General features: G+C 63.5%; 19 protein-coding genes. 8 read left to right on the forward strand and 11 right to left on the reverse strand.

From position 1 onward, the window contains the following. Window positions 1-20 precede the first annotated feature (20 nt). Together AWB75_RS09880 and AWB75_RS09885 are read right to left on the reverse strand one after the other, a co-directional pair. The gene (locus tag AWB75_RS09880) at window positions 21-473 is read right to left on the reverse strand and encodes a hypothetical protein (RefSeq protein ID WP_061123913.1); all 453 of its coding nucleotides are present in this window, start codon (window positions 471-473) and stop codon (window positions 21-23) included. 158 nt (window positions 474-631) lie between these two features. Next, window positions 632-2305 (reverse strand): methyl-accepting chemotaxis protein, encoded by a 1674-nt coding sequence (locus AWB75_RS09885; protein ID WP_061123914.1) that lies wholly within the window; start codon window positions 2303-2305, stop codon window positions 632-634. 342 nt (window positions 2306-2647) lie between these two features. Between AWB75_RS09885 and AWB75_RS09890 the strand changes: the two genes are divergently transcribed. Then, the gene (locus AWB75_RS09890) at window positions 2648-3907 is read left to right on the forward strand and encodes an MFS transporter (protein ID WP_061123915.1); all 1260 of its coding nucleotides are present in this window, start codon (window positions 2648-2650) and stop codon (window positions 3905-3907) included. 73 nt (window positions 3908-3980) lie between these two features. Here AWB75_RS09890 and AWB75_RS09895 read toward each other — a convergent pair whose 3' ends face one another. The 5 genes from AWB75_RS09895 to AWB75_RS09915 form a co-directional block, all read right to left on the reverse strand. Continuing rightward, window positions 3981-5873: a propionate--CoA ligase gene (locus tag AWB75_RS09895; protein WP_061123916.1), complete on the reverse strand. Its 1893-nt coding sequence runs from the start codon at window positions 5871-5873 to the stop codon at window positions 3981-3983. A 100-nt stretch (window positions 5874-5973) separates the two neighbouring features. Continuing rightward, window positions 5974-6450 (reverse strand): hypothetical protein, encoded by a 477-nt coding sequence (locus AWB75_RS09900; protein WP_061123917.1) that lies wholly within the window; start codon window positions 6448-6450, stop codon window positions 5974-5976. Continuing rightward, window positions 6447-6689 carry a hypothetical protein gene (locus AWB75_RS09905; RefSeq protein WP_061123918.1) on the reverse strand — a complete coding sequence of 81 codons (243 nt, stop codon included), beginning with the start codon at window positions 6687-6689 and terminating at the stop codon, window positions 6447-6449. Before AWB75_RS09905 ends, AWB75_RS09900 begins: the two co-directional genes overlap by 4 nt. Window positions 6690-6801: 112 nt before the next feature. Further along, window positions 6802-7554 carry a 5'-methylthioadenosine/adenosylhomocysteine nucleosidase gene (locus AWB75_RS09910; protein ID WP_061123919.1) on the reverse strand — a complete coding sequence of 251 codons (753 nt, stop codon included), beginning with the start codon at window positions 7552-7554 and terminating at the stop codon, window positions 6802-6804. Beyond that, window positions 7551-9923, reverse strand: coding sequence for a UvrD-helicase domain-containing protein (locus AWB75_RS09915; RefSeq protein ID WP_061123920.1), 2373 nt, complete (start codon window positions 9921-9923; stop codon window positions 7551-7553). Before AWB75_RS09915 ends, AWB75_RS09910 begins: the two co-directional genes overlap by 4 nt. Window positions 9924-10107: 184 nt before the next feature. Here AWB75_RS09915 and AWB75_RS09920 point away from each other — a divergent pair, with 184 nt between their 5' ends. Together AWB75_RS09920 and galU are read left to right on the forward strand one after the other, a co-directional pair. Further along, on the forward strand, window positions 10108-12975 hold the full coding sequence (locus tag AWB75_RS09920; RefSeq protein ID WP_061123921.1) for a valine--tRNA ligase: 2868 nt from the start codon (window positions 10108-10110) through the stop codon (window positions 12973-12975). Between the two features lie 74 nt (window positions 12976-13049). Continuing rightward, entirely contained in the window at window positions 13050-13931 is an 882-nt protein-coding gene (gene galU / locus AWB75_RS09925) for a UTP--glucose-1-phosphate uridylyltransferase GalU (protein WP_061123922.1), read from the forward strand. 77 nt (window positions 13932-14008) lie between these two features. On the opposite strand, the gene AWB75_RS09930 is transcribed toward galU, so the two are convergent. The 4 genes from AWB75_RS09930 to AWB75_RS09945 form a co-directional block, all read right to left on the reverse strand. Beyond that, entirely contained in the window at window positions 14009-14236 is a 228-nt protein-coding gene (locus tag AWB75_RS09930; RefSeq protein ID WP_061123923.1) for a sulfurtransferase TusA family protein, read from the reverse strand. Between the two features lie 65 nt (window positions 14237-14301). Next, window positions 14302-15318 carry a Gfo/Idh/MocA family oxidoreductase gene (locus tag AWB75_RS09935; protein WP_061123924.1) on the reverse strand — a complete coding sequence of 339 codons (1017 nt, stop codon included), beginning with the start codon at window positions 15316-15318 and terminating at the stop codon, window positions 14302-14304. Continuing rightward, window positions 15315-16319 carry an inositol 2-dehydrogenase gene (gene iolG, locus AWB75_RS09940; protein ID WP_087086560.1) on the reverse strand — a complete coding sequence of 335 codons (1005 nt, stop codon included), beginning with the start codon at window positions 16317-16319 and terminating at the stop codon, window positions 15315-15317. The genes AWB75_RS09935 and iolG overlap by 4 nt, the downstream gene beginning before the upstream one ends. Then, window positions 16309-17184: a MurR/RpiR family transcriptional regulator gene (locus tag AWB75_RS09945; RefSeq protein WP_061123926.1), complete on the reverse strand. Its 876-nt coding sequence runs from the start codon at window positions 17182-17184 to the stop codon at window positions 16309-16311. Before AWB75_RS09945 ends, iolG begins: the two co-directional genes overlap by 11 nt. Before the next feature lie 201 nt (window positions 17185-17385). Between AWB75_RS09945 and AWB75_RS09950 the strand changes: the two genes are divergently transcribed. The 5 genes from AWB75_RS09950 to iolD all read left to right on the forward strand — a co-directional run bounded on the left by AWB75_RS09950 (window position 17386) and on the right by iolD (window position 24423). Continuing rightward, on the forward strand, window positions 17386-18438 hold the full coding sequence (locus AWB75_RS09950) for a sugar ABC transporter substrate-binding protein (RefSeq protein WP_061123927.1): 1053 nt from the start codon (window positions 17386-17388) through the stop codon (window positions 18436-18438). A gap of 143 nt (window positions 18439-18581) precedes the next feature. After that, on the forward strand, window positions 18582-19748 hold the full coding sequence (locus AWB75_RS09955) for an ABC transporter permease (protein WP_061123928.1): 1167 nt from the start codon (window positions 18582-18584) through the stop codon (window positions 19746-19748). Between the two features lie 14 nt (window positions 19749-19762). After that, a complete protein-coding gene (locus tag AWB75_RS09960; RefSeq protein WP_061123929.1) occupies window positions 19763-20548 on the forward strand; it encodes an ATP-binding cassette domain-containing protein in 786 nt (261 codons plus the stop codon). 12 nt (window positions 20549-20560) lie between these two features. Beyond that, complete coding sequence (locus tag AWB75_RS09965) at window positions 20561-22543, forward strand: bifunctional 5-dehydro-2-deoxygluconokinase/5-dehydro-2-deoxyphosphogluconate aldolase (RefSeq protein ID WP_061123930.1); 1983 nt, start codon at window positions 20561-20563, stop codon at window positions 22541-22543. Beyond that, window positions 22540-24423 carry a 3D-(3,5/4)-trihydroxycyclohexane-1,2-dione acylhydrolase (decyclizing) gene (gene iolD / locus AWB75_RS09970; protein WP_061123931.1) on the forward strand — a complete coding sequence of 628 codons (1884 nt, stop codon included), beginning with the start codon at window positions 22540-22542 and terminating at the stop codon, window positions 24421-24423. The genes AWB75_RS09965 and iolD overlap by 4 nt, the downstream gene beginning before the upstream one ends. Window positions 24424-25013: the final 590 nt, after the last annotated feature.

Raw genomic sequence — 25013 nt, forward strand, 5'->3', positions numbered from 1 at the left:
CGGCTTCCCGCCTCGCTTCCTCAGTCCCGGTTCAGGATCGCCACGGCCTGCTCGCCGTATCGCACGATATAGCCGCCGTGATCGCGCTGCCAGTCGCGCGCCTCCCGCTCGTTCGCAAACCAGTTTTTCTCGAAGTCGTTGAACACGCCGGCGTCGAGCCGATAGCGGTCGATGACCGCGCCCGGTTGCCCGTCGATATCGAGCTTGCAGGCATCCCAGTTCAGGTAGCCGAGTTCGGCGGCGAGCATCGAAAGAAGGTGCTTGAGCCGCAGTTCGCCGCGGATCGCGTGCAGGTCCGCGAGACGCTCCGCGCGCGTGACCTTGGCGGCAAGCAGGCGGCGCAGCACGGGCATCGCGGCGCTGGTATCGCCATCACGAACGTGACGAAGCAGACGCCGCGCGTGTTCGCGCAGATAGTCGCTATTGGAGACAGAAGAAACGGAAGAAGAGATCGGACAGGATATAGACCACATGACGTTGTTCCTTTATGTGCGCCGTTCTCGCTGCGGCTGAAAAGGTTCGACGTTGCGGTTCGATCCAGAATTGATATACAGCATGGCAGGTGCGTAAGACTTTCGCGAGACCGGGCGCCCTGCCGCGCCCGTCCGCGATTCTATCCCGATGTTTTGCGTCAGGCCAACTGGAATTTTCCGACGAGCGACTTCAGCGCGCGCGCCTGATCGTCCAGCGATTGCGCGGCCGCCGCCGCTTCTTCGACCAGCGCGGCGTTCTGCTGCGTGTTGGCGTCCATCTTCGTGACGGCGTCGCCGATCGACTCGATGCCCGTCTGCTGCTCCGCCGAAGCCGCCGAAATTTCGCCCATGATGTCGGTCACGCGGCGCACGGCCTTCACCACTTCTTCCATCGTCGCGCCGGCTTCCTGCGCGTAGGTCGAGCCGTCGGACACGCGCGACACGGACGTATCGATCAGCGCCTTGATCTCCTTCGCCGCCGAAGACGAGCGCTGCGCGAGACCGCGCACCTCGCCCGCGACCACCGCGAAGCCGCGCCCCTGCTCGCCGGCGCGCGCCGCTTCGACCGCTGCGTTCAACGCGAGGATATTGGTCTGGAACGCGATGCCCTCGATCACGCCAATGATGTCGCCGATGCTCCTCGCGCTCGCGTCGATACGGTGCATGGTCTCGACGACGCGACCGACGACCGCGCCGCCCTTCTCCGCGATCTCCGATGCGCTGGCGGCCAGCGTGCTCGCCTGCTTCGCGTTGTCGGCGTTCTGACGCACGGTCGAGGTGAGCTGCTCCATGCTGGCCGCGGTTTTCTCGAGCGCGACCGCCTGCTCTTCGGTGCGGCGCGACAGGTCTATATTGCCGGTGGAAATTTCGCTCGATGCCGATGCGATGGCCTCGGCGCTCGCCGCGATATCGCCGACGGTGGACGACAGGCCCGCCTGCATTTCCGAGAGCGCGTGCAGCATGCTGGCGTCGTCGCGGCGCTTGAGCGTGATGTGATTCGCGAGATCGCCCGCTGCGATGCGCCGCGCGATGTCCTTCGCGTAACCGGGCTCGCCGCCGAGCTGTCCGGCGAGACGCCGCACGACCCATTCGGAGACGACGATCGCGAGCGCAAAAAGCGCGAGCGTCAACGCCGACACCATCACGAACGACGAATTGAAGATGAACGACGCGGAATCAATCGTCGCCTTGGCTGCGGCCCCGCGGCGCGCGACGAGTTCATCGACCGTCTTTTCGAGCTTGCCGGTTTCGACGAGCAGCGACACGTCCTGCGTGCCGACTTGCCAGTTCATCTGCGAGAGATCGAGCGGTTGCTCCTTCACGAGCTTGACGAAGGTGCGCAGGTTGTTGCTCCACGTCGCGAGCGCGGTGGAGAAGCGCTTCTGTTGCGCAAGCGCGTCCTGGTCCGCGTGATCGATGTACTGCGCGAGTTGCGTCTGCGCGCGGCCGATGTCATTGAGCGCCTGCTCGATCTGCGCACCGAGGTCGTCGCGTTCCTTGGCGGTGCTCGCGGTGAGCAGCATTTTTTGCGAACGGCTCGCGCGCAGCAGATAACCGCGCGTTTCTTCCGCCGCGCGGCTCGCGACATAGCCCTGCGTGTAGATCGATTCCGTCGCGCCGTTCAGACGGCTGATCTGCGTGAGCGATATCGCGCCGATGGCAAGCGTGCCCGCGAGCACGAGCCCGAACGCGAGCCTCAGCGATGCCTTGACGGACAGCGCGCGTTTGCCCGTCGTGTGCGCGTTCGTGTGTGTGTCTGGTCGCGCAGGCGCGGCTTCGGCCTGCGCCAGGAAGCCCGCGTCTTTTGCGCCGCGAAGCGAAAACAGTTTCATCGATCTTTCCCCGATTTGATCTGCGGACTGCGCCGTCGTGCAGTGCGTCCGTGGTCTGGTCCCGCCGGTAGTACGGCACGTTTTGCGGTTTTCTTGAGCCGTTTTTTCGAAAGCGAACAGACGTTCGCTGACTGCGATTCGTTATAGCCGACCAAAAATCGGTGTATCTGAAGAAATGCATGATCGTCGCCAGCGATCATACTGTCCGATTCGCGACAAAGCTTGGCATGACAATGCACCGAGGACAGCCTAGACTTGTCAGGAATTCAGTCCACGCATAAATCGCGGGCCTGGAGAACAACAATAACCGAGACGATTTCCGCTTTTTATCAGCCATTCAATATGCAAACGAGCATCGACAAGGGCGCTTTGTCGCCTTCCGGCGCAACGGCCGGCGCTTCCGCCGCGGCATCCGCGAGCACGGGCGCGCAACAACGCACCGTTTATTCCGTGCTGGGCGCGATCAGCTTTTCGCACCTGCTGAACGACATGATCCAGTCGCTGATTCTGGCGATCTACCCCATGTTCAAGAGCGAGTTCGCGCTCTCGTTCGGGCAGATCGGCCTCATCACGCTGACGTACCAGATCACGGCTTCGCTGCTGCAGCCGCTCGTCGGGCTTTATACGGACAAGCATCCCAAGCCTTATTCGCTTCCGGTCGGCATGGGCTTCACGCTGTCGGGTCTGCTGCTGATGTCGATTGCGGGCAACTTCGGCACGCTGCTCATCGCGGCGGCGCTCGTGGGCTGCGGGTCGTCGGTGTTTCATCCTGAATCGTCGCGGGTCGCGCGCATGGCGTCGGGCGGCAAGCATGGTCTCGCGCAATCGCTGTTTCAGGTCGGCGGCAACGCGGGCTCGTCGCTCGGGCCGCTGCTCGCCGCGCTGATCGTGATCCCGCACGGGCAGAAGAGCATCGCGTGGTTCTCGGCGGCGGCGCTCGTCGCGATTGTCGTGCTGGCGAATATCGGCCGCTGGTACAAGCGTCATCCTGCGACGAAGAAAGGCCGCAAGCAGGTTGCGCACGCGACGCTGCCGCGCAACAAGGTCATCATGGCGATGAGCGTGCTCGTGCTGCTGGTGTTCTCGAAGTACTTCTATCTCGCGAGCATCACGAGTTACTTCACGTTCTATCTGATCAGCAAGTTCGGCATGTCGGTGCAGGCCGCGCAGATCCATCTGTTCGTGTTCCTCGCAGCGGTGGCGGCGGGCACGATCATCGGCGGGCCGGTCGGCGACAAGGTGGGACGCAAGGCCGTGATCTGGGTATCGATTCTCGGCGTCACGCCGTTCACGCTCCTGATGCCTTATGCGAATCTGTTCTGGACGAGCGTGTTGTCGGTGATCATCGGGCTGGTGCTGGCTTCGGCGTTCTCGGCGATTCTCGTCTACGCGCAAGAGCTGATTCCGGGCAAGGTCGGCATGGTGGCGGGCCTCTTCTTCGGATTCGCGTTCGGGATGGGCGGGGTCGGAGCGGCGGTGCTCGGGCATCTTGCCGACGCGACGAGTATTGATTACGTGTACAAGGTTTGCTCGTTCCTGCCGTTGCTCGGGGTGTTGGCAATCGTGTTGCCGAAGACGCATGAGGCGACGGCGAAGGGGTGATCGCAACGCCTGATTCATCCCGACGGGCGCGCCGGTCCTTGAATGGACCGCGCGCCCGTCGCGTTTTCGGTGCCTAGTTTCCCAACGCCTCCCTCACCTGCATCAACGCGCCCGGATCCTCGATCGTCGGCAGCTCGCCCGGATCGCGTCCTTCCGCCAGCGCCGCGATCGCGCGTCGCAAGAGCTTTCCCGAGCGTGTCTTCGGCAGCATCGTCACGAAATGCACGCGCGCCGGCCGCGCGATCGCGCCGAGCTGCGAATCCACCGCATGACAAAGCTCCGCCTCCATGCCCTCGCGCGCACCCGGCGCGTTGATGCGATCCGCGTCGCGCAGCACCACGAATGCCGCCGCGGCCTGCCCCTTCACGGGATCGGCGATGCCGACGACCGCCACCTCCGCCACTGCAGGATGCGCCGACAGCGCCTCCTCGATCTCGCGCGTGCCGAGCCGATGCCCCGCGACGTTGATCACGTCATCGGTGCGGCCGAGAATCGACACGTAGCCGTCTTCGTCCTGCACGCCCCAGTCGAACGTCGAATAAACGGTGTGGTTCGGCACGCTGTTCCAGTACGTGCCGGCGAAGCGCTTGTCGTCGCGCCACACGGTCTGCATGCAGCCCGGCGGCAACGGATAGCCGAGCGTGACGACGCCCTTCTCGCCCGGCGCGCATTCATCGCCGGTCGCCTCGTTGCGCAGCCGGAGATCGAAGCCCATCGACGGCACGCCCGGCGAGCCGAGCTTCGACGGCAACTCCTCGATGCCGCGCGGTATCGCGATCATCGGCCAGCCGGTTTCCGTCTGCCAGTAATTGTCGATGACAGGCTTCTTCAGCGCGCTCTGGATCCACTGCGCGGTCGGCTCGTCGAGCGGCTCGCCCGCAAGAAAGAGCGTGCGCAGGCTCGACAGATCGTACTTCTCCATCAACGCCGGGTCCTGCTTCTTCAGCACGCGGATCGCGGTCGGCGCAGTGAACATCAGGTTGATCTTGTGCTGCTCGACTAGCCGCCACCAGATGCCGCCATCGGGACGGATCGGCGTGCCTTCGTACATCACGGTCGTCAAACCCGCGATCAGCGGCGCATAGATGATGTAGCTATGTCCCACGACCCAGCCGACATCCGATGCGGTGAACATCGTGTCGCCCGGCGCACCCTGAAAGATATGCTCCATCGATGCGGCGAGCGCCACCGCATAACCGCCGACATCGCGCTGCACGCCCTTCGGCCTGCCGGTGGTGCCGGACGTGTAGAGAATGTACGAAGGCTCGTTCGATTCGAGCCATTCGCAGGGCACGTGGGCATCGAAGAACTGTTCGCGCAGCGGCTCGTACGCGACGAGATAACTCGCCTGCAAACGCTCGGGCGCGAGCTGCCGGTCGATCAGCAGCACTTGCGGCACCTTGAACTCGGCGCGCGATAGCGCTTCGTCGACGAGCGGCGTGTAGTCGATCACCTTGCCCGCGCGCGCGCCGGCGTCGGCGGTGACGATGAGCGCGGGCTCGGCATCGTCGATGCGCGCCGCGAGATTCGGCGCCGCGAAGCCGCCGAACACGACCGAATGGATCGCGCCGATGCGCGCGCACGCGAGCATCGCGAAAAGCGCCTCGGGGATCATCGGCAGATAGATCAGCACGCGGTCGCCGCGGTGAACGTGCAACGACCGCATGACGGCCGCCATGCGGTTTACTTCCGCATGCAGCTCGGCATAGGTGTAGCGGCGCTCGATGCCCGTTTCCGTCGATACATACACGAGCGCATCCTGCTGCGCGCGCGATGCGAGATGACGATCGACGGCGTTGTGACAGAGATTGGTCTTGCCGCCGACGAACCAGCGCGCGAACGGCGGATTGCTTGCATCGAGCACCTGATCGAACGGCGTCTGCCAATGGATGCGGCGGGCCTGTTCGGCCCAGAACGCTTCAGGCTCTTCGATCGAGCGGCGATACGCTTCTCGGTAAGTCGGCATGCGCGTCCTCTGCAAAACGGCGTTGGCCTCCAAGCATAGAGCAGGCCACCGAACCCGGCTAGAGAGGGCGCGCCCTGATCGGTGCGATCAGTTCGACCGTTCAGAGTGCCTGCGTGCGCGCGGCGGAACGGGCATCGGCGGCCGTGTGCTTCAGCAGGACGGGCGCAAGCTCGCCCGCCACCCGCATGCTCGACACGACGACCGTGCGCACGCCGCTGCCTTCGGTAAGCGCGCGCAGGGTTTCGCGCGTCGTCGCACGCGCTTCGATGCGCGGTTCGATGACGATCATCCCCCGGCAGCAGGCGGCGAGCATCGCGCGATGTGTACGCATCCACGCGGCGCACAGGCGCGCGTCGTCGGCGGATTCGTGTTCATCGTGCTCGGCCACCAGCACGAAAGGCGTCGCGAGCTTCACGAGGCGGCGCATCTGCGCGCCCCACACGAACGCGTAGCCGGGCTTCACGGCGCGAGGGCGCACGCGCACGAGCGGGAAGCGGCTTAGGTCGAAGAGACGCGCGTCGAGCGCGGGCGCGGAAGTCGATTCCGGAAAAAGGTCGGCGGCATTTACGTCGTTCAAAGCGGTTTTGGGCTCCAGTAGTTGAGCGCGGCAATGAGACTCGGCCAACGTGATCGTCGCGGCACGACGCGCTTTTTCGGCAACGCGCGCGGCGGACTGCGCTTCGCTTGCCCGGGCGCGTGCGTCCGGGCGTCGCTCCAGGCGCGGCGCGTGGTCTCGAGCACCTTCGCGGCGTTCTCAGTGAGTGAGCGCGTTTCGCCGCGCGTGCCGATCGTGCGCGCGGTGGATTCGGTGGTCATGTCGGCCCTCCTTTCGTGTCGCTCATTGTATTGAGAATCATTCTCACTTACAAGAGGCGCGTCGAAGGGCTCGAATTACTGGGACGTCGTCAGCACGGGGACTTGAAGGCCGTCAAAACCCGGCGCGCAGAAAGCGCGACAAAATGCCCGACGAATACGTCGCGGCGATCGATGCGAGGAAGTCGGCGAAAGATGCAGGCGCGGCGGCGTCCGCCGTATCGGAGATGGTGCGCACGACTGCGCACGGCACGTCGTGTTCGTAGCAGACCTGCGCGATGGCCGCGCCTTCCATTTCGACCGCGAGCGCGTCCGGCAAGGCGTCGCGCAGGGCGAAGAGCGCCTCGTGGCTTGCGATGAAGCGATCGCCGCTTACGACGAGCCCGCGATGCACGCGCGGCGCGGTCACGGCGAAACGCTCCGACAACGCGCCGCCTTCCTCGGCGATGAACGCATCGGCGGCGGCGGTGAGCGCATCGGCAAAGGCGCGGTCGGCGTGGAAATGCGCGCGGTCGAGCAGCGGCACCTCGAAGCGGGGAAAGAGCGGAGAGGCGTCGAGATCGTGCTGCATCAACGCATCCGCGATGACGACATCGCCCACCTGCACGTCCGCGCGAACGCCGCCCGCGACGCCGGTGAAGACGATCGCATCGGCCTCGAAAACGTGGATCAGCGCGCTCGCGGTCGCGGCCGCCGCCACCTTGCCGATGCGCGCGAGCGTGACCACGACGGCCAGGCCGTGCACATCGCCGACATAGTAATCGCGCCGCCCGAGCGTCACGGTGCGAACCTCGCCCGCCGAGCGCATCTGCGCGATCAGATCGCCCAGTTCCTGCGGCAGCGCCGCCATGATGCCGAGCCGCTTCATTCGACGGCCTGCAGCTTCGCGACCGCGAGCGCGAGCCACTTCTCGCCGTGGCGCTTGAAGCGCACCTGCGCGCGGGCGTCGCCGCCGGAACCTTCGAGCGCGGTTACGGTGCCTTCGCCGAACTTCGTGTGGAACACGGCCTGGCCGACCTTGAAGCCGCCTTCGGCCGCGCGCTGCTCGTTCGCGAACGAAGGCAATGCCGCGCTCGTGGCCTGATCGCGCGCAAAGCCTGCGGAGCCGCCGCGCTCGTGTCCAGGGCGCGCGAACCAGTCGCGGCCCCAGCCGGCGTTGTCGGCGCGTCCGCCCCAGCGCGCGCCCGGCTCGACCTTCGGCGTGAGCCATTTGAGCGAGCCTTCGGGCAGTTCATCGAAGAACCGCGAGCGGATGTTGTAGCGCGTCTGCCCATGCAGCATGCGGCTCTGCGCGAACGACAGATAAAGCCGCTCTTTCGCGCGCGTGATCGCCACATATGCGAGACGACGTTCCTCTTCGAGTCCGTCCGATTCCTGCGCGCTGTTCTCGTGCGGGAACAAGCCCTCTTCCAGCCCGGTGATGAACACCGCCGTGAATTCGAGACCCTTCGCCGCGTGCACGGTCATCAGTTGCACGGCATCCTGGCCGGCTTGCGCCTGATTGTCGCCCGCCTCGAGCGATGCATGCGACAGGAATCCCGCGAGCGGCGTCATCGTGTCGGGATTCTGCGCGGGATCGGTGATACCGGGCGCATCGAGCACTTCGATCTCGCCGTCCTCGCTCACCGCCGCGATCTCCGGCGCCGACGACGCGCCCGGACGCAGCGGAATCGAACGCGCGGGCGTGTCGAGGCCGTAACCTTCCTCGCTGACGAACGCCGCCGCAGCGTTCACCAGTTCCTGCAAGTTCTCCAGCCGATCCTGCCCTTCGCGCTCGGTCTCGTAGAACGCGGCAAGGCCGCTCGCGCGCACGACATACTCGACCGTCTCGGGCAGGCTCATCTGCTGCGTCTCGGCGCGCATCTTCGCGATGAGCGTCGCGAACGCGCCGAGGCTCGACCCCGCCTTGCCGGTGACATACGGCACGGCCGCGGCCATCGAACAGTTGTAGAGGCGCGCGGCGTCGGCCACTTGCTCGATGGAACGCGCGCCGATGCCCCGCGTCGGGAAATTGACGACGCGCGCGAACGCGGTGTCGTCGTTCGGATTGTCGATCAGACGCAGATACGCGAGCGCATGTTTCACTTCCTGACGCTCGAAGAAGCGCAGGCCGCCATAGACGCGATACGGAATGCCCGCGTTCACGAGCGTGTGCTCGATCGTGCGCGACTGCGCGTTGCTGCGATAAAGCACCGCGACCTCGCCGCGCGACGTGCCCGTATTGATGAGCGCCTTGATCTCCTCGACGATCCAGCCCGCTTCCTGCGAATCCGTCGCGGCTTCGTAGACGCGCACCGGCTCGCCGTGGCCCGCGTCGGTGCGCAGATTCTTGCCGAGCCGCCGCGAATTATTCGCGATGAGAAAGTTCGCCGTATCGAGAATATGGCCGTGCGAGCGGTAGTTCTGCTCCAGCTTGATGAGATTGCGCACGCGGAATTCGCGCTCGAAATCGTGCATGTTGCCGACGTTCGCGCCGCGAAACGCATAGATGGACTGATCGTCGTCGCCGACCGCGAAGATTGCGTTGTGCTCGCCCGCGAGCAGCTTCAGCCACGCGTATTGCAGCTTGTTCGTGTCCTGAAACTCGTCGACGAGAATGTTGCGAAAACGCGCCTGATAATGCGCGCGCAGCGGCGGATTGTGCGCGAGCAGTTCATAGCAGCGCAGCAGCAGTTCAGGAAAATCGACGACACCTTCGCGCTGGCATTGCTGATCGTAGGCTTCGTAAAGCTCGACGAACTTGCGGTTGAACGCGTCGGTGGCGTCGACGTCCTTCGGACGCAGGCCCTGCTCCTTCGCGTTGTTGATGAAGTACTGGAGGTTCTTCGCCGGATACTTTTCGTCGTCGACGTTCAGGCCCTTCATCAGCCGCTTGATGGCGGAAAGCTGGTCGGCGGTGTCGAGAATCTGGAAGGTCTGCGGCAGGCCGGCGTCGCGGTAATGCGCGCGCAGCATCCGGTTGCACAGCCCGTGAAAGGTGCCGATCCACATGCCGCGCGTATCGATGGGCAACAGCGCTGAAAGGCGCGCCATCATCTCGCGCGCGGCCTTGTTCGTGAAGGTGACGGCGAGCACGGTCGGCGGCGACGCGTAGCCCTGCCGGATCAGCCACGCGATGCGCGTGATGAGCACGCGCGTCTTGCCGCTGCCGGCGCCCGCGAGAATGAGCGCGGGCTCGTTCGGCAGCGTCACGGCGGCGAGTTGTTCGGGGTTCAGATTCGCGAGCAGGTCGGGCATGGAAAAGTCAGACGGCGGAGAAACGGCGCAAACGGCGGGCCGACCATTATAAGACCGCGCCGATGGCGGCGTTTCGGCTTAAGCCATTCGGCCGAGGGGCCGAAAACGTCGGCCCAGACTTGGAGAACCTTATAATTGGGGATTCCCCCGCATTTTTTCACGCTTTTTTTCGGCAGATTCCACAATGAGCGACAACACGCTTGCCAAGAGCTTCGAGCCTCAAAACATCGAGTCCCAATGGGGCCCGGAATGGGAAAAACGCGGGCTGTCCGCGCCCACGTTCCGGGACGGCGCGAAGAACTTCTCCATCCAGTTGCCGCCGCCGAACGTCACCGGCACGCTGCACATGGGGCACGCGTTCAATCAGACCATCATGGACGGCCTGACGCGCTATCACCGCATGCTCGGCGAGAACACGCTGTGGGTGCCCGGCACGGACCACGCCGGCATCGCGACGCAGATCGTCGTGGAGCGTCAGCTCGATGCGCAAGGCATCTCGCGCCACGACCTCGGCCGCGAGGAATTCGTCAAGCGCGTGTGGGCCTGGAAGCAGCAGTCCGGCTCGACCATCACGAATCAGATGCGGCGCCTGGGTGCGTCGATCGACTGGTCGCGCGAATATTTCACGATGGACGACAAGATGTCGGCCGCCGTGCGCGATGTCTTCGTCACGCTCTATAAGCAAGGGCTCATCTATCGCGGCAAGCGGCTCGTCAACTGGGACCCGGTGCTCGGCACGGCGGTGTCGGACCTCGAAGTGGTGAGCGAGGAAGAGAACGGCAGCCTGTGGCATATCCAGTATCCGCTTCCGGACGGCTCGGGCCATCTGACGGTGGCGACCACCCGCCCGGAAACCATGCTCGGCGACGTCGCCGTGATGGTGCATCCGGAAGACGAGCGCTATCAGCATCTCATCGGCAAGACAGTGACGTTGCCGCTGTGCGATCGCGAAATCCCGGTCATCGCCGACGAATACGTCGATCGCGAATTCGGCACGGGCGTCGTGAAAGTCACGCCCGCGCACGACTTCAACGACTACGCCGTCGGCCAGCGTCACAAGCTGCCGCAGATCGAAATTCTCACGCTCGACGCGAAGATCAACGACAACGCGCCGGAGAAGTATCGCGGCATGGATCGTTTCGATGCGCGCAAGGCCGTCGTGAAGGATCTCGAAGCGCTCGGCCTGCTCGAATCCGTGAAGCCGCACAAGCTGATGGTGCCGCGCGGCGACCGCACGCAGGTCGTCATCGAGCCGATGCTCACGGACCAGTGGTTCGTCGCGATGACCAAGCCCGCGCCGGAAGGCACGTTCAATCCCGGCAAGTCGATCACGGAAACATCGCTCGATGTCGTGCGCAGCGGCCAGATCAGGTTCGTGCCGGAGAACTGGACCACGACCTACTATCAATGGCTCGAAAACATCCAGGACTGGTGCATCTCGCGTCAGCTCTGGTGGGGTCATCAGATTCCGGCATGGTACGGCGAGAACGGCGAGATCTTCGTCGCGAAGACGGAAGACGAAGCCCGCGCCGAAGCCGACGCGCAAGGCTACAAAGGCGCATTGAAGCGCGATGAAGACGTGCTCGACACGTGGTTCTCGTCCGCGCTCGTGCCCTTCTCGTCGCTCGGCTGGCCGAACGAAACGAAGGAGCTGAAGGCGTTCCTGCCGTCGTCGGTGCTCGTGACGGGCTTCGACATCATCTTCTTCTGGGTCGCCAGAATGGTGATGATGACCACGCATTTCACCGGCAAGGTGCCCTTCGACACCGTTTATGTGCACGGCCTCGTGCGCGATGCCGAAGGCCAGAAGATGTCGAAGAGCAAGGGCAACACGCTCGATCCGATCGATATCGTCGATGGCATCGACCTCGAATCGCTCGTCGCGAAGCGCACGGCCGGCCTCATGAATCCGAAGGCCGCCGCGCAGATCGAAAAAAAGACGCGCAAGGAATTTCCCGAGGGCATTCCGTCGTTCGGCACGGACGCGCTGCGCTTCACGATGGCGTCGATGGCCACGCTCGGCCGCAACGTCAACTTCGATCTCGCGCGCTGCGAGGGTTATCGCAATTTCTGCAACAAGCTCTGGAACGCCACGCGTTTCGTGCTGATGAATTGCGAAGGCCACGATTGCGGCTTCGCGAATCCCGGCGCGTGCAAGCCTGGCGATTGCGGCCCCGGCGGCTACACGGACTTCTCGCAGGCCGACCGCTGGATCGTGTCGCTTCTGCAGCGCACGGCAAGCGAAGTCGAGAAAGGCTTCGCGGATTATCGCTTCGACAACGTCGCGAGCGCGATCTACAAGTTCGTGTGGGACGAGTACTGCGACTGGTATCTCGAACTCGCGAAGGTGCAGATCCAGACCGGCACGCCGGAACAGCAGACCGCGACGCGGCGCACGCTTTTGCGCGTGCTCGAAACGGTGCTGCGCCTCGCGCATCCGATCATTCCGTTCATCACGGAAGCGTTGTGGCAGAAGGTCGCGCCATTGACCGATGCGTATCCGCAGGGCGCGCAGGAGGGCGAAGCGTCGATCATGACGCAGCCGTATCCGCGCGTGGAGCAGAAAAAAATCGACGAGTCCGCAGAACAGTGGGCCGCCGAACTGAAGACTGTCATCGATGCATGTCGTAATCTGCGCGGCGAAATGAATCTGTCGCCCGCGGTGAAGGTGCCGTTGCTCGCGCACGGCGACGCGGCGCGCCTTTCCGCGTTCGCGCCGTATGTCGCGGCGCTCGCGCGTCTTTCCGAAGTGACGATCATCGACGACGAAGCCGCGCTCGACAGGGAAGCTCACGGTGCGCCGGTGGCGATCGTCGGCAGCAGCAAGCTGGTTCTGAAAGTCGAGATCGATGTCGCTGCGGAACGCGAGCGTCTGACGAAGGAAGTCGAGCGTCTGAACGCCGAGGTCGAAAAATGTAACGCGAAGCTCGGCAATGAAAGCTTTGTTTCAAAAGCGCCGGCCGCTGTCGTTGAACAGGAGCGCAAAAGGCTGGCAGAATACGGAACCACTATCGAGAAGCTCCAGGCGCAATTGTTGCGTTTGCCTGTCTGAATCGGGAATTCGAAGCACGAGTCGATCCAGCGGTTATCTCGACGTTCTAAATGTTTTAAGAGGATCAGGGTCACATGCTAAAAGTTACCAAAGCGGTTTTCCCCGTCGCGGGTCTGGGTACGCGGTTTCTTCCCGCGACCAAGGCCAGCCCGAAGGAAATGCTGCCAGTCGTGGACAAGCCGCTGATTCAGTACGCGGTCGAAGAAGCGATGGCGGCCGGCATTACCGAGATGATCTTCGTCACGGGCCGCAGCAAGCGCGCCATTGAAGACCATTTCGACAAGTCCTATGAAATCGAAGCGGAGCTCGAAGCGCGCGGCAAGGACAAGCTGCTCGAACTCGTGCGCAGCATCAAGCCGAGCCACGTCGACTGCTTTTACGTGCGTCAGGCCGAAGCGCTCGGTCTGGGCCACGCCGTGCTGTGCGCGGAGAAGCTCGTCGGCGACAACCCGTTCGCCGTGATCCTCGCGGACGATCTGCTGTACGGCAGGCCGCCCGTGATGTCGCAGATGATCGAAGTCTTCGACCACTATCACAGCTCGGTCATCGGCGTCGAAGAAATCCCGCCGCAGGATTCGAAGTCGTACGGCGTGATCGACGGCAAGGAATGGGAAGACAATATCTTCAAGCTGTCGGGCATCGTCGAGAAGCCGGAGCCGGCGGTGGCGCCGTCGAACCTGGGCGTCGTCGGTCGCTATGTGCTGAAGCCGCGCGTCTTCGACCACATCCGGGCGCTCAAGCCGGGCGCGGGCGGCGAACTGCAACTGACGGACGCGATCCAGTCGCTGCTGTCGGACGAGCAAGTGCTCGCGTACAAATATCACGGCACGCGCTTCGACTGCGGCAGCAAGCTGGGCTATCTGAAGGCGACGGTGGAGTTCGCGCTGCGCCATCCGGAAGTGAAGCAGGAATTCGAGGAATATCTGCGTAATCGCGCGCCGATTCTCGAAGGCTGATATCAGCGTTACAGCCCAAAAAAATGCCCGTCACCTGCGTGACGGGCATTTTGCTTTTGGGCGCCTGCTTGCGGACATCAGCGCCGCCGCATCAGGAAGATGAACGTCTTGTCCTGCGCCGTCGCTTCGACGATCTCATTGCCGGTCTGCCTGGCGAACGCCGCGAAATCGCGCTGCGATCCCGGGTCGGTCGCGAGCACTTTCAGAATCTGGCCGCTCGTCATGTCGGCGAGCGCCTTCTTGGCCCGCAGAATCGGCAACGGGCAAGCGAGCCCGCGCGCATCGACTTCCTTGTGAACTTCCATCGCGATTGAACCTTTCCTTTGCCTGTGGGATGAGCGCTCGGTGAGGTTCGATTTTAACGCACCACTCACAACTCCACCGCCCGCCCTCTCTCATAGGCCTCCCGCATCGCGATGCCGATGCGCGTCGCTTCCCGCGCATCGTCGAGCGTCAGTCCGGTCGGCGTGCCATGCGTCAGCGAAACCACGAACGCCTGTGCCTCGCGCAAGAACGCATCTTCGAAACGCTCGAAGAACGTCGGCGTGCACGTGTTGCGCATGCCCTGCGCATCGGCGATCTCGACGCGATTCGCCCGCGGATTGCGCCCCACCGACAACGCCCCCGCCGTGCCGATCACTTCCGTCTGCGTGTCGTGACCGTGCGCCATCGTGCGTGAAGCGTAGAGCACGGCCAGCCGCCCGTCGTCGAACTCGATGGTGCCCACGCCGTTATCGATATCGCCGCACTCGCGCAGGCCTTCGTGAATCGCGATCGTCCCGCTCGCAACCACGCGCTTCGGCCTGGGATTGCCGAGCAGCCAGCGCGCGAGATCGATGTCGTGCACGCTGCAATCGAGAAAAAGCCCGCCCGATGTCGGCGCGAACCGCACGAAGAAACCGTCGGGATCGTTCTTGTCGCAGGTCTGCGAGCGCACCATGAACGGCCTGCCGATGACGCCCTTCGCGATGCCATCGAACGCATCGCGATAGCTCGCATCGAAACGCCGCACGAAGCCGATCATCACCTGCAGATGCGGATGACGCGCGTGCGCTTCGATCACGGCATCGCATTCGGCGAGATCGAGCGACAGCGGTTTCTCGCAGAAAACGTGCTTGCCCGCGCGCAACGCGGCGATGATCTGGCGCGCGTGAAGGGACGTCGGCGTGACGAGCCACACCGCATCGATCGATGCGTCGGCGAGCAGTTCATCGTAGTCCGCGTAAAGCGCGAGCTCGGGCACGCCCGACGCCGCCCACTCGCGCTCTTCCCGAACCGGGCTGCACGCCGCGGCGAGCTTCGCGCCCGGCACATGCCAGGCAAGATTCTCCGCATGCCGACGCCCGAGCCGGCCCAATCCGACGATGCCCACGCGCACCGGATTCATGCGACATGCTCCGCGAGGTTCACGATGCGCTTTTCGCGCCACGACAGCGTCGCGGCTTCGGCGAGTTCGAGCGCCTTCAGGCCATCGGCGACCGTGGTGCGCACGGGCTTGCCGTTGCTCACCGCATCGAAGAAATGGGCGATCTCCGCCGCATACGCCGCGCGATAGCGCTCGAGAAAGAACGCCTCGGGCACGTCGCTCGACACCGCCGTCTTCGTGTACGAGGTGACCTCCGTCGGCCGCACGTTGCCCGCCTGCAGCATGCCGCGACTGCCGAGCAGCTCGAAGCGCTGATCGTAGCCATACGCCGCGCGCCGCGCCGTGTTGATCTGGCACAGACGCCCGCGCTTCGTGCGGATCGTCACGGCGGTAGAGTCGATATCGCCCGCTTCGGCAATCGCCGGGTCGGTCAGGCAACTGCCGGTCGCGTGCAGCGTCTCGGCCTCGTCGTCGAGAATCCAGCGGAAGATGTCGAAGTCGTGGATCAGCATGTCCTTGAAGATGCCGCCCGAATGCCTGATGTAGTCGACGGGCGGCGCGCCGGGATCGCGGCTCGTCACGATCAGCATTTCCGGATCGCCGATCTCGCCCGCCTCGATGCGCGCCTTCAACGCGGCGAACGTCGGATCGAAGCGCCGCTGAAAGCCGATCATGCAGACGACGCCCGCCTTCGCGACCGCATCGGCGCATGCGCGGGCGCGCCCGATCGCGAGATCCACGGGCTTCTCGCAAAACACGTGCTTGCCCTGCGCCGCGGATGCCTGAATCAGCTCAGCATGCGTATCCGTGCTCGAACACACGACCGTCGCGCCAATGGACGCATCGCCCATCGCGCCATCGACATCGGTTACTTGTGCGCCGTATAGAGCAGCCAGCACGAAAGCCGCGTCGCGATTCACATCGACGACGTACTTCAAACGCACGCCCGGCTGCCGCGCGAGATTGGCCGCGTGAATCTTGCCGATGCGCCCCGCTCCGAACACCGCCACATCAATCGTCATAGCCACCTGTCTCCCTGGATTCCTCGACATTCAATTCGAGCCGGTACGCGAGCGCGATGAACAACGCCTGGCACAGGCAAATGGTGCTCGTGAGCGAACGGAACGCGAACGCGCTGCCTTCCTTCACGAGCAGGCTCGCGCTCGCATGGCGCGCGAGCGGCGAAAGCTGGCTATCGGTGATGACGAGCGTCGCCGCGCCGTGATGCTGCGCCGCGCGCACGCAGTATTGCGTTTCCTTGCCGTAGGGCGCGAAGCTGATCGCGATCACCACGTCGCCCTTCTTCACGCTGCGGACCTGCTCGCGGAACATGCCGCCGAAGCCCGAAATCAGATGCACGCGCTTCTTCGTGTGCTGCAAGGCATACACGATGTAACTCGCCACCGCGAACGAACGGCGCACGCCGATCACGTAGATGTTTTCCGCCTGCGAAAGCATCTCGATGGCGGCTTCGAACTGCGCATCGTCGAGACCGGCTTCGAGCTCGTCGAGTCCCGTGCGGCTCGCCGCGATGAACTCGCGCGCGACCGACACGCCCGACGCCTCGCCCGCCTTTTCGTCGATGAGCCTGCGAATGCGCTGCTGATAACTCTGCTGCGAGCCGCTGCCGCCCGCGTAGGCCTGGCGGAACACGGCCTGCAAATCGGAGAAGCCGGAGAACCCGAAGCGCTGCGCAAAGCGCACGACAGCGGACGCATGCACGCCGCACGCGCTCGCGATATCGCTCGTGCGGTCCATCATGACGCTCTGGCGATGCTGCTCGATGTAGGTCGCCACGCTCTTCAACTGGCGCGGCAACGAATCGTAGGCATCGGTGATCCGCTGCATCAGTTCGTCGACGCTCTGCACGTCGGTGGTGTCGTCCATCACAGGCCCTTTCGGTGTTCCTCGTGCAACCGATTATAGGAAGGCGGCAAGCAAATTGGAATGTATTTTCCATTCGCCGCACACGTGAAATTTCCATTGCAGAGCGTGGAAAACTGACCTACTCTTGGTCCTGAGCGCGAAGTGCAGAGCTTCGGCTCGCGAAAACATCACACCAAACAACAACCGAGATAGGTGGAGACAATGACCCTTTGCAACGGTCGGGCCGCGCTGCGCGCGCTGGTGGCTGCTGCTGCGTTATGCGGCACGGCGATGATGGCGGCGAGCCCCGCACAGGCGGCGCCCGACGCGAAGTTCGTGCTGATCAGCCACGCGCCGGACTCGGATTCGTGGTGGAACACCATCAAGAACGCGATCAAGCAGGCCGACGAAGACTTCAACGTGCAAACCGACTACCGCAATCCGCCGAACGGCGATATAGCGGACATGTCGCGGTTGATCGAGCAGGCGGCCGCGCGCAATTACGACGGCGTCATCACCACCATCGCCGACTTCGACGTGCTGAAGAGCGCGATCGGCAAGGTCACCGCGAAGAAGATTCCGCTCGTGACCATCAACTCCGGCACCGAGGAACAGAGCGCGCAGCTCGGCGCGATCATGCACGTCGGGCAGCCGGAATATGTCGCGGGCAAGGCCGCCGGCGAAAAGGCGAAAGCGGCCGGCGTGAAGTCGTTTCTATGCGTGAACCACATCGCGACGAACACCGTTTCGTTCGATCGATGCAAGGGCTTCGCCGATGCGCTCGGCATCGACTACAAGGCGTCGACGCTCGACTCGGGACAGGACCCGACCGAGATTCAGTCGAAGGTCTCGGCGTATCTGCGCAATCACCCGGACACCCAAGCAATTCTCACGCTCGGACCGACGCCCGCGTCGGCGACGCTCAAGGCAGTTGCGCAAATGGGCCTGCAAAACAAGGTCTATTTCGTGACCTTCGACTTCTCCGACGACATCGCGAAGGCGATCAAGGACGGCACGATCAAGTTCGCCATCGATCAGCAGCCGTATCTGCAAGGCTATATCCCGGTGGCCGTGCTCGCGATCGTGAAGAAGGAGCACACCACCGATCCGGCGAAGATCCGTCAGATTCTCGAAGCGAATCCGAAATTCAAGGCGCGCCTAGAAACCTATGGATTGCAGCCGTCGTACGGGCCGAAGAACATCCGCTCGGGCCCGGGCTTCATCACCAAGGAAAATCTCGACAAGGTCGTGAAGTACGCGGGTCAATATCGTTGACCGCCGCCTGACCTTCTTTGGGCGGCATCCTTAGCGCCGCCCGCTTTTATCGCGATGTTCGATGCGCTTGCTGCGTCCGTCCGCGGACGCGGCGGGGGCGCGCGCATCGGTGCTGCATCGGAACGGAATCACAAGGAGCCATCATGGGCGTAGCCGGCAAGCATTACCCTCCGCACGTGAACCCACAGCAGGACGATGCCGACGCACCCGATGCGGCCAGGCCATCGGATGAGCGCGTGCGGCGGCAATCGTGGTTCGGCCATTTGCTGAATCGCCCGGAATTCGCGGCGATTTCCGGGACCGTGCTCGTGTTCCTCGTGTTCGGCTTTGCCGCCGGTTCGTCGGGCATGTTCAATCTCGACGGCGTGATGAACTGGTCGCAAGTGGCCTCCTATCTCGGCCTGCTCGCGGTCGGCGCGTGTCTCCTGATGATCGCGGGCGAGTTCGACTTGTCCATCGGCTCGATGATCGGCTTCGCGGGCATGATGGTCGCGCTGCCATCGGTGTATTTTCACTGGCCGATATCCGTATCGATTCTCTTCGCGTTCGTCATGTCGATGCTGCTCGGCGCACTGAACGGCTATCTCGTGATGCGAACGCGCCTGCCGTCGTTCATCGTCACACTCGCGTTCCTCTTCATTCTTCGCGGCCTCACGCTCGCGCTGTCGATCATGTTCGCCGACCGCACGATCATTTCCGGCGTCGGCGCGCTCGCGCAGGCCGATCCGGTCGCCGACACGCTCTTTCATGGCGTCGCGCTGCATGGCCTCTTTACGTGGCTCGCGCATATGGGCGTCGGCCAGTTGCTCGACAACGGCCAGCCGCTCGTGCCGGGCATTCCGAAGGTCATCATCTGGTGGCTCGTGCTCGCCGCTATCTGCGCATTCGTGCTCGCGAAGACGCGTTACGGCAACTGGATTCTCGCCGTCGGCGGCGATGCGAATGCCGCGAAGAATGTCGGCGTGCCCGTGAAGCGCGTGAAGATTTCGCTCTTCGTGCTCACCGCGTTCTGCTCGTGCCTCTTCGCGGTGCTGCAAGTGTGCGACATCGGCTCGGCTGCGGCCGACCGCGGCTTGCAGAAGGAATTCGAAGCGATCATCGCGGCCGTGATCGGCGGCACGTTGCTGACGGGCGGTTATGGATCGGTGATCGGCGCATGCTTCGGAGCATTGATCTTCGGTGTCGTGCAGATCGGCATCACCTATACGAACGTGAGCTCCGACTGGTTCCGCGTGTTCCTCGGCGTGATGCTGCTGATCGCCGTGCTCTTCAATCATTACGTGCGCCGCCGCGTTTCACAGGCGCAATAAGAGGAGAAACGATCATGCAAGACGACAACATCCTCGCCCTCGAAAACGTCAGCAAGTTTTTCGGCAAAGTGATCGCCCTGAATGGCGTCACGTTGCGCCTCAAACGCGGCGAAGTGCACTGCCTGCTCGGCGATAACGGCGCGGGCAAGTCCACGCTCATCAAGACGCTGGCGGGCGTGCATCCGCCCTCTTCCGGCGACTATCTCGTCGATGGCGCGCCCGTGCATTTCGATTCGCCGAAGGAAGCGCTCGACCTGGGCATCGCAACCGTGTACCAGGATCTCGCGCTCGTGCCGTTGCTGTCCGTCGCGCGCAACTTCTTCATGGGCCGCGAGCCGCAGAAGATGCGCTTCGGCATCAGCGTGATGGACCTCGATCTCGCCGCTGAAACGTCGCGTGCGAAGCTCGCGGAAATGGGCATCAACGTGCGCGATCCGCATCAGCCGATCGGCACGATGTCCGGCGGCGAGAAGCAATGTCTCGCGATTGCACGCGCGATTCACTTCGGCGCGCGCGTGCTGATTCTCGATGAACCAACCGCCGCGCTCGGCGTGAAGCAGAGCTTCAACGTGCTGAAGTTGATCCACAAGGCGCGCGAGAAAGGCATCTCGGTGATCTTCATCACGCACAACGTGCATCACGCGTATCCCATTGGCGATTCGTTCACGCTGCTCAATCGCGGCCGCTCGATGGGCACGTTCACGAAGGACACCATCAGCAAGAACGAAGTGCTCGACATGATGGCGGGCGGTGCCGAAATGCAGCAGATGATGAGCGAACTCGAAGGCGCGACGATCTGAGGACTTTAAAGCATGCCAATAACTTCTCGTTTTGCCCCGGATCGTGAACGCGACATCATCTGCCTGGGACGCATCGCCGTCGATCTGTATGCGCAGCAGGTCGGCGCGCGGCTCGAAGATGTATCGACGTTCGCGAAGTATCTCGGCGGCTCGTCGGCGAACATCGCGTTCGGATGCGCGCGGCTCGGACTGAATGCGTCGATGCTCGCGCGCGTCGGCAACGATCACATGGGACGCTTTCTCACCGAGACGCTCGAACGCGAAGGCTGCGATACCAGCCATCTGCGCATCGATCGTGAGCGGCTCACCGGGCTCGTTTTGCTCGGCCTCGAAGATCGCGACACGTTTCCGCTCGTGTTCTATCGCGAGAACTGCGCGGACATGGCCGTCGACGAAAGCGACTTCGACGAAGCGTATATCGCGTCATCGAAGGCGTTGCTCATCACCGGGACGCATTTTTCGACGGAGCAGGTGAACCGCACGAGCCGGCGCGCGCTGGACTATGCGCGGCGCAACGACGTGCGCACGATTCTCGACATCGACTATCGTCCGGTGTTGTGGGGTCTCACCGGCAAGGCCGATGGCGAGACGCGCTTCGTCGCGAATGAAGGCGTGAGCGCGCATTTGCAGCGCATTCTTCCGCTGATGGATCTCGTGATCGGCACGGAAGAAGAGTTTCGCATCGCGGGGGGCAAGGATCCGCTCGTCGATGCGCTCGCGATGGTCCGCAAGGTCACGAGCGCGACGCTGATCGTGAAGCGCGGGCCGCTCGGCTGCTCGATCATCGAGGGCGTTGTGCCCGCCTCGATCGACGACGCGCCAATACACGGCGGCGTCGAAGTGGAAGTGCTCAACGTGCTCGGCGCAGGCGACGCGTTCGCATCGGGCTTTCTATCCGGCTGGCTGCGCGACGAGCCGCTCGAAGCCTGCGCGCGCGCGGCCAACGCATGCGGAGCGCTCGTCGTTTCGCGTCACGGCTGCGCGCCTGCGATGCCGACGCCCGCCGAGCTCGATTACTTTCTGGAGGCCGCCAAACAAGACCCGATTCGCATGCGCCGTCCCGACAAGGACACGACGCTCGCGCGGCTGCATCGCGTGAGCCCGAAGCGCAGGCAATGGAACGAGGTGCTCGGCTTCGCGTTCGATCATCGCAACCAGTTCTTCGAGCTCGCGCAGCGGACGGGCGCGAGCGAGACGCGCATCGCCACGCTCAAGAACCTGTTCGTCGAAGCCGTCGCTCAGACTGAGAAAGCGCTCGCGCTCGAAGGACGTATCGGCGCACTGATCGATGACCGATACGGCCAGGATGCGTTGAATGCGGCGACGGGACGCGGCTGGTGGATAGGACGTCCGGTCGAATTGCCGGGCTCGTTGCCGCTCGTGTTCGATCATGGCCGCTCCATCGGCACGACGCTCGTGCAATGGCCACGCGAGCAGATCGTGAAATGTCTCGTGCAGTATCACCCCGATCATCCGCATGACGTGCGGCTGGAACAGGAAGCGCAGTTGCGCGCGCTTTACGATGCCGTGCAGGAAAGCGGCCATGAATTGCTGCTCGAAGTGATCGTGCCGAAGAACGGTCCGCCTGTTGAAGACGACACGGTGTATCGCGCGTTGAAGCGTCTCTACAACCTCGGCATCTATCCGGAATGGTGGAAGCTCGAACCGATGAGCGCGCAGCAATGGCAAGCCGTCGATGCGCTCATCGAAGCGCGCGATCCGTATTGCCGCGGCGTGGTGCTGTTGGGCCTCTCCGCAGGCGTCGAGCAGTTGCGCGATGGCTTCATGGCTGCGGCGTCTTCGAAGATGTGCAAGGGCTTCACTGTCGGGCGCACGATCTTTCATGAGCCGAGCCATGCGTGGCTCGCGAACGAGATCGACGATGACGAGCTCATCGCACGCGTGCGCCGCACGTTCGAGGCATTGATCGGTGCATGGCGCGAGGCGCGTTCGTCATCGGATGAAGCGCATGTCAAACAGGAGCAAGCCGCATGAATCAGCGCGCAACGCAAACGGAAACCGCCGTGCATTCGACACTTCGCCTGACCGCTGCGCAGGCGCTCGTGCGCTATCTCGCGGCGCAACGCACCGAACACGGCGAAGCGCTTTTCGGCGGCGTGTTCGCGATCTTCGGGCACGGCAATGTCGCGGGCATCGGCGAGGCGCTGTATCGGCATCGCGATGAATTGCCGACGTATCGCGCGCACAACGAGCAGGCGATGGCGCATAGTGCGATCGCGTATGCGAAGGCGCACATGCGGCGCCGCATGATGGCGGTGACCACGTCCATCGGTCCGGGCGCGACCAATCTCGTCACGGCCGCGGCGCTCGCGCATGTGAACCGCTTGCCGGTGCTGTTGCTGCCCGGCGATATCTTCGTGTCGCGCGCGCCCGATCCGGTGTTGCAGCAAGTCGAGGATGGCCACGATGGCGGTGTATCCGCGAACGATGCGTTGAAGGCCGTATCGCGTTACTTCGATCGCATCGTGCATCCCGCGCAATTGCTGAGTGCATTGCCGCGCGCGATTCGCGTGCTGACCGATGCCGCGTTGTGCGGCCCTGTCACGCTCGCGCTGCCGCAGGACGTGCAGGCGATGGCGCACGACTTCCCTGCTTCGTTTTTCGAACCGCGCGTCGTCGAGATTCATGCGCCCGCGCCGATTCCGCGCGAGATCGAACGCGCTGCCGCGGTGCTGCGTGAAGCGCGCGAGCCTTTGATCGTGTCCGGTGGCGGTGTGCTGTATAGCCTTGCGGCCGATGCGTTGCGCAAGTTCACGCACAAGCACGGTGTTCCCGTTGCGGAAACGCAGGCGGGCAAAGGCGCGCTTGCATGGGACGACGCGTTGAATCTCGGCGGCATCGGCGTAACGGGTTCATCGGCGGCGAACGAACTCGCGCATGCGAGCGATTGCGTGCTCGCCCTCGGCACGCGTTTGCAGGACTTCACGACGGGTTCGAATACGCTCTTCACGCAGGCGCGGCTCGTCGCGATCAACGCCAATCCGTTCGACGCGCTGAAGCAGAATGCCATCGCGGTGCAGGCGGATGTGCGCGTGGCGCTCGAAGCGTTATCGGAGGCGCTCGGTGACTGGCACGCATCGCCGCAATGGACGACGCGCGCGCATCGGCTTGCGAACGAATGGCGAGAGACCGTCGAGCGCGTGACGAATACGCCTGTGGCCGATGGTGTCTTGCCGCGCGAAGCCGACGTGATCGGTGCGGTGCAGCGATCTTCTGCTTCATCGGCTATCGAAGATATCGTCGTGTGTGCGGCTGGCACTTTGCCTGCTGATTTGCAGAAGCTGTGGCGCGCGGGCAAGCCGGGCGGATATCACGTCGAATACGGCTATTCGTGCATGGGTTATGAAATCGCGGGCGGACTCGGCGTGAAGCTGGCGCGGCCGGAGCGCGAGGTGATCGTGATCGTCGGCGACGGCAGCTATCTGATGATGAATAGCGAGCTGGCGACGTCGGTGATGTTGGGCGCGAAATTGATCGTCGTGTTGCTCGATAACCGCGGGTTTGGCTGCATCAATCGGTTGCAGCAGGCTTGCGGTGGGGCGCCGTTCAACAATCTCATCGATGATTGCAAGCGGGGCGCGCTTGGGGCGCCGGAGATTGACTTTGCTTTGCATGCGCGGGCGCTCGGGGCGCTTGCTGAGCATGTTTCCAATGTCGATGAGTTGCAGGCTGCGATGAAGCGTGCTCGGGCGGCGGATCGAAGTTATCTGATTTCTCTCGATACCGATCCGGCTCGGCCTACCGAGGAAGGTGGATGGTGGTGGGAAGTTGCCGTTCCTGAGGTTTCTGAGCGGGCCGCTGTGGTGGTAGCTCGTGATGCGTATGAGCACGCCGTTAAGGCTCGGGGTTATTAGGCTTCTATGGAATCCTGCTTTCGTGTGGGTCTATTAGCATTGCCCCTCCCCGGGGCGGGGGTAACTTTCTTTGCTGCTGCAAAGAAAGTCACCAAAGAAAGCAGCTTTTCCCAGCCTAAGCACTTCACGCCGGCCGCGGCACAGGCGATTGGCGGAATGGCCCCCAGAGTAGCGAGTGTTCTCATAGGTCTCATCGGACGTGGACCGCGCACGGTCTGCCACCCGATAACGTTAAGCGTGCCGGTTCAGCACGAAATAGCTCCGGCACAGCGCTACGCGCTGCCGCTGGGTATGCAATGGAAACCAACGAACCGCCAATGCAGTGAGAGAGAGAGGATAGTAAATAATGAAGAAGCGCGTGCAGACCCGATTGACCGGTCGGCCGCGAAGCGGGCCGGAGCTATCTGGTGCTGCACCAGTAAGTTATGTAGTGCGACGAGTCAGACCGTGCGCGATCCGCGCCCGGTTAGACCTTCGAGGGCACTCGCTACTCCGGGGGCCATTCAGCCAATCGCCTGTGCCGCGGCCGGCGTGAGGTGCTTAGGCTGGGGATAGCTGTTTCTTTGGTTACTTTCTTTGCAGCTGCAAAG

Source organism: Caballeronia catudaia, from assembly GCF_001544755.2.
GTDB lineage: Bacteria > Pseudomonadota > Gammaproteobacteria > Burkholderiales > Burkholderiaceae > Caballeronia > Caballeronia catudaia.

Coding starts and splice junctions, on each gene's coding strand:
- AWB75_RS09880 (WP_061123913.1), bottom strand. CDS start 473: ATGTGGTCTATATCCTGTCCGATCTCTTCTTCCGTTTCTTCTGTCTCC.
- AWB75_RS09885 (WP_061123914.1), bottom strand. CDS start 2,305: ATGAAACTGTTTTCGCTTCGCGGCGCAAAAGACGCGGGCTTCCTGGCG.
- AWB75_RS09890 (WP_061123915.1), top strand. CDS start 2,648: ATGCAAACGAGCATCGACAAGGGCGCTTTGTCGCCTTCCGGCGCAACG.
- AWB75_RS09895 (WP_061123916.1), bottom strand. CDS start 5,873: ATGCCGACTTACCGAGAAGCGTATCGCCGCTCGATCGAAGAGCCTGAA.
- AWB75_RS09905 (WP_061123918.1), bottom strand. CDS start 6,689: ATGACCACCGAATCCACCGCGCGCACGATCGGCACGCGCGGCGAAACG.
- AWB75_RS09910 (WP_061123919.1), bottom strand. CDS start 7,554: ATGAAGCGGCTCGGCATCATGGCGGCGCTGCCGCAGGAACTGGGCGAT.
- AWB75_RS09915 (WP_061123920.1), bottom strand. CDS start 9,923: ATGCCCGACCTGCTCGCGAATCTGAACCCCGAACAACTCGCCGCCGTG.
- AWB75_RS09920 (WP_061123921.1), top strand. CDS start 10,108: ATGAGCGACAACACGCTTGCCAAGAGCTTCGAGCCTCAAAACATCGAG.
- galU (WP_061123922.1), top strand. CDS start 13,050: ATGCTAAAAGTTACCAAAGCGGTTTTCCCCGTCGCGGGTCTGGGTACG.
- AWB75_RS09930 (WP_061123923.1), bottom strand. CDS start 14,236: ATGGAAGTTCACAAGGAAGTCGATGCGCGCGGGCTCGCTTGCCCGTTG.
- AWB75_RS09935 (WP_061123924.1), bottom strand. CDS start 15,318: ATGAATCCGGTGCGCGTGGGCATCGTCGGATTGGGCCGGCTCGGGCGT.
- iolG (WP_087086560.1), bottom strand. CDS start 16,319: ATGACGATTGATGTGGCGGTGTTCGGAGCGGGGCGCATCGGCAAGATT.
- AWB75_RS09945 (WP_061123926.1), bottom strand. CDS start 17,184: ATGGACGACACCACCGACGTGCAGAGCGTCGACGAACTGATGCAGCGG.
- AWB75_RS09950 (WP_061123927.1), top strand. CDS start 17,386: ATGACCCTTTGCAACGGTCGGGCCGCGCTGCGCGCGCTGGTGGCTGCT.
- AWB75_RS09955 (WP_061123928.1), top strand. CDS start 18,582: ATGGGCGTAGCCGGCAAGCATTACCCTCCGCACGTGAACCCACAGCAG.
- AWB75_RS09960 (WP_061123929.1), top strand. CDS start 19,763: ATGCAAGACGACAACATCCTCGCCCTCGAAAACGTCAGCAAGTTTTTC.
- AWB75_RS09965 (WP_061123930.1), top strand. CDS start 20,561: ATGCCAATAACTTCTCGTTTTGCCCCGGATCGTGAACGCGACATCATC.
- iolD (WP_061123931.1), top strand. CDS start 22,540: ATGAATCAGCGCGCAACGCAAACGGAAACCGCCGTGCATTCGACACTT.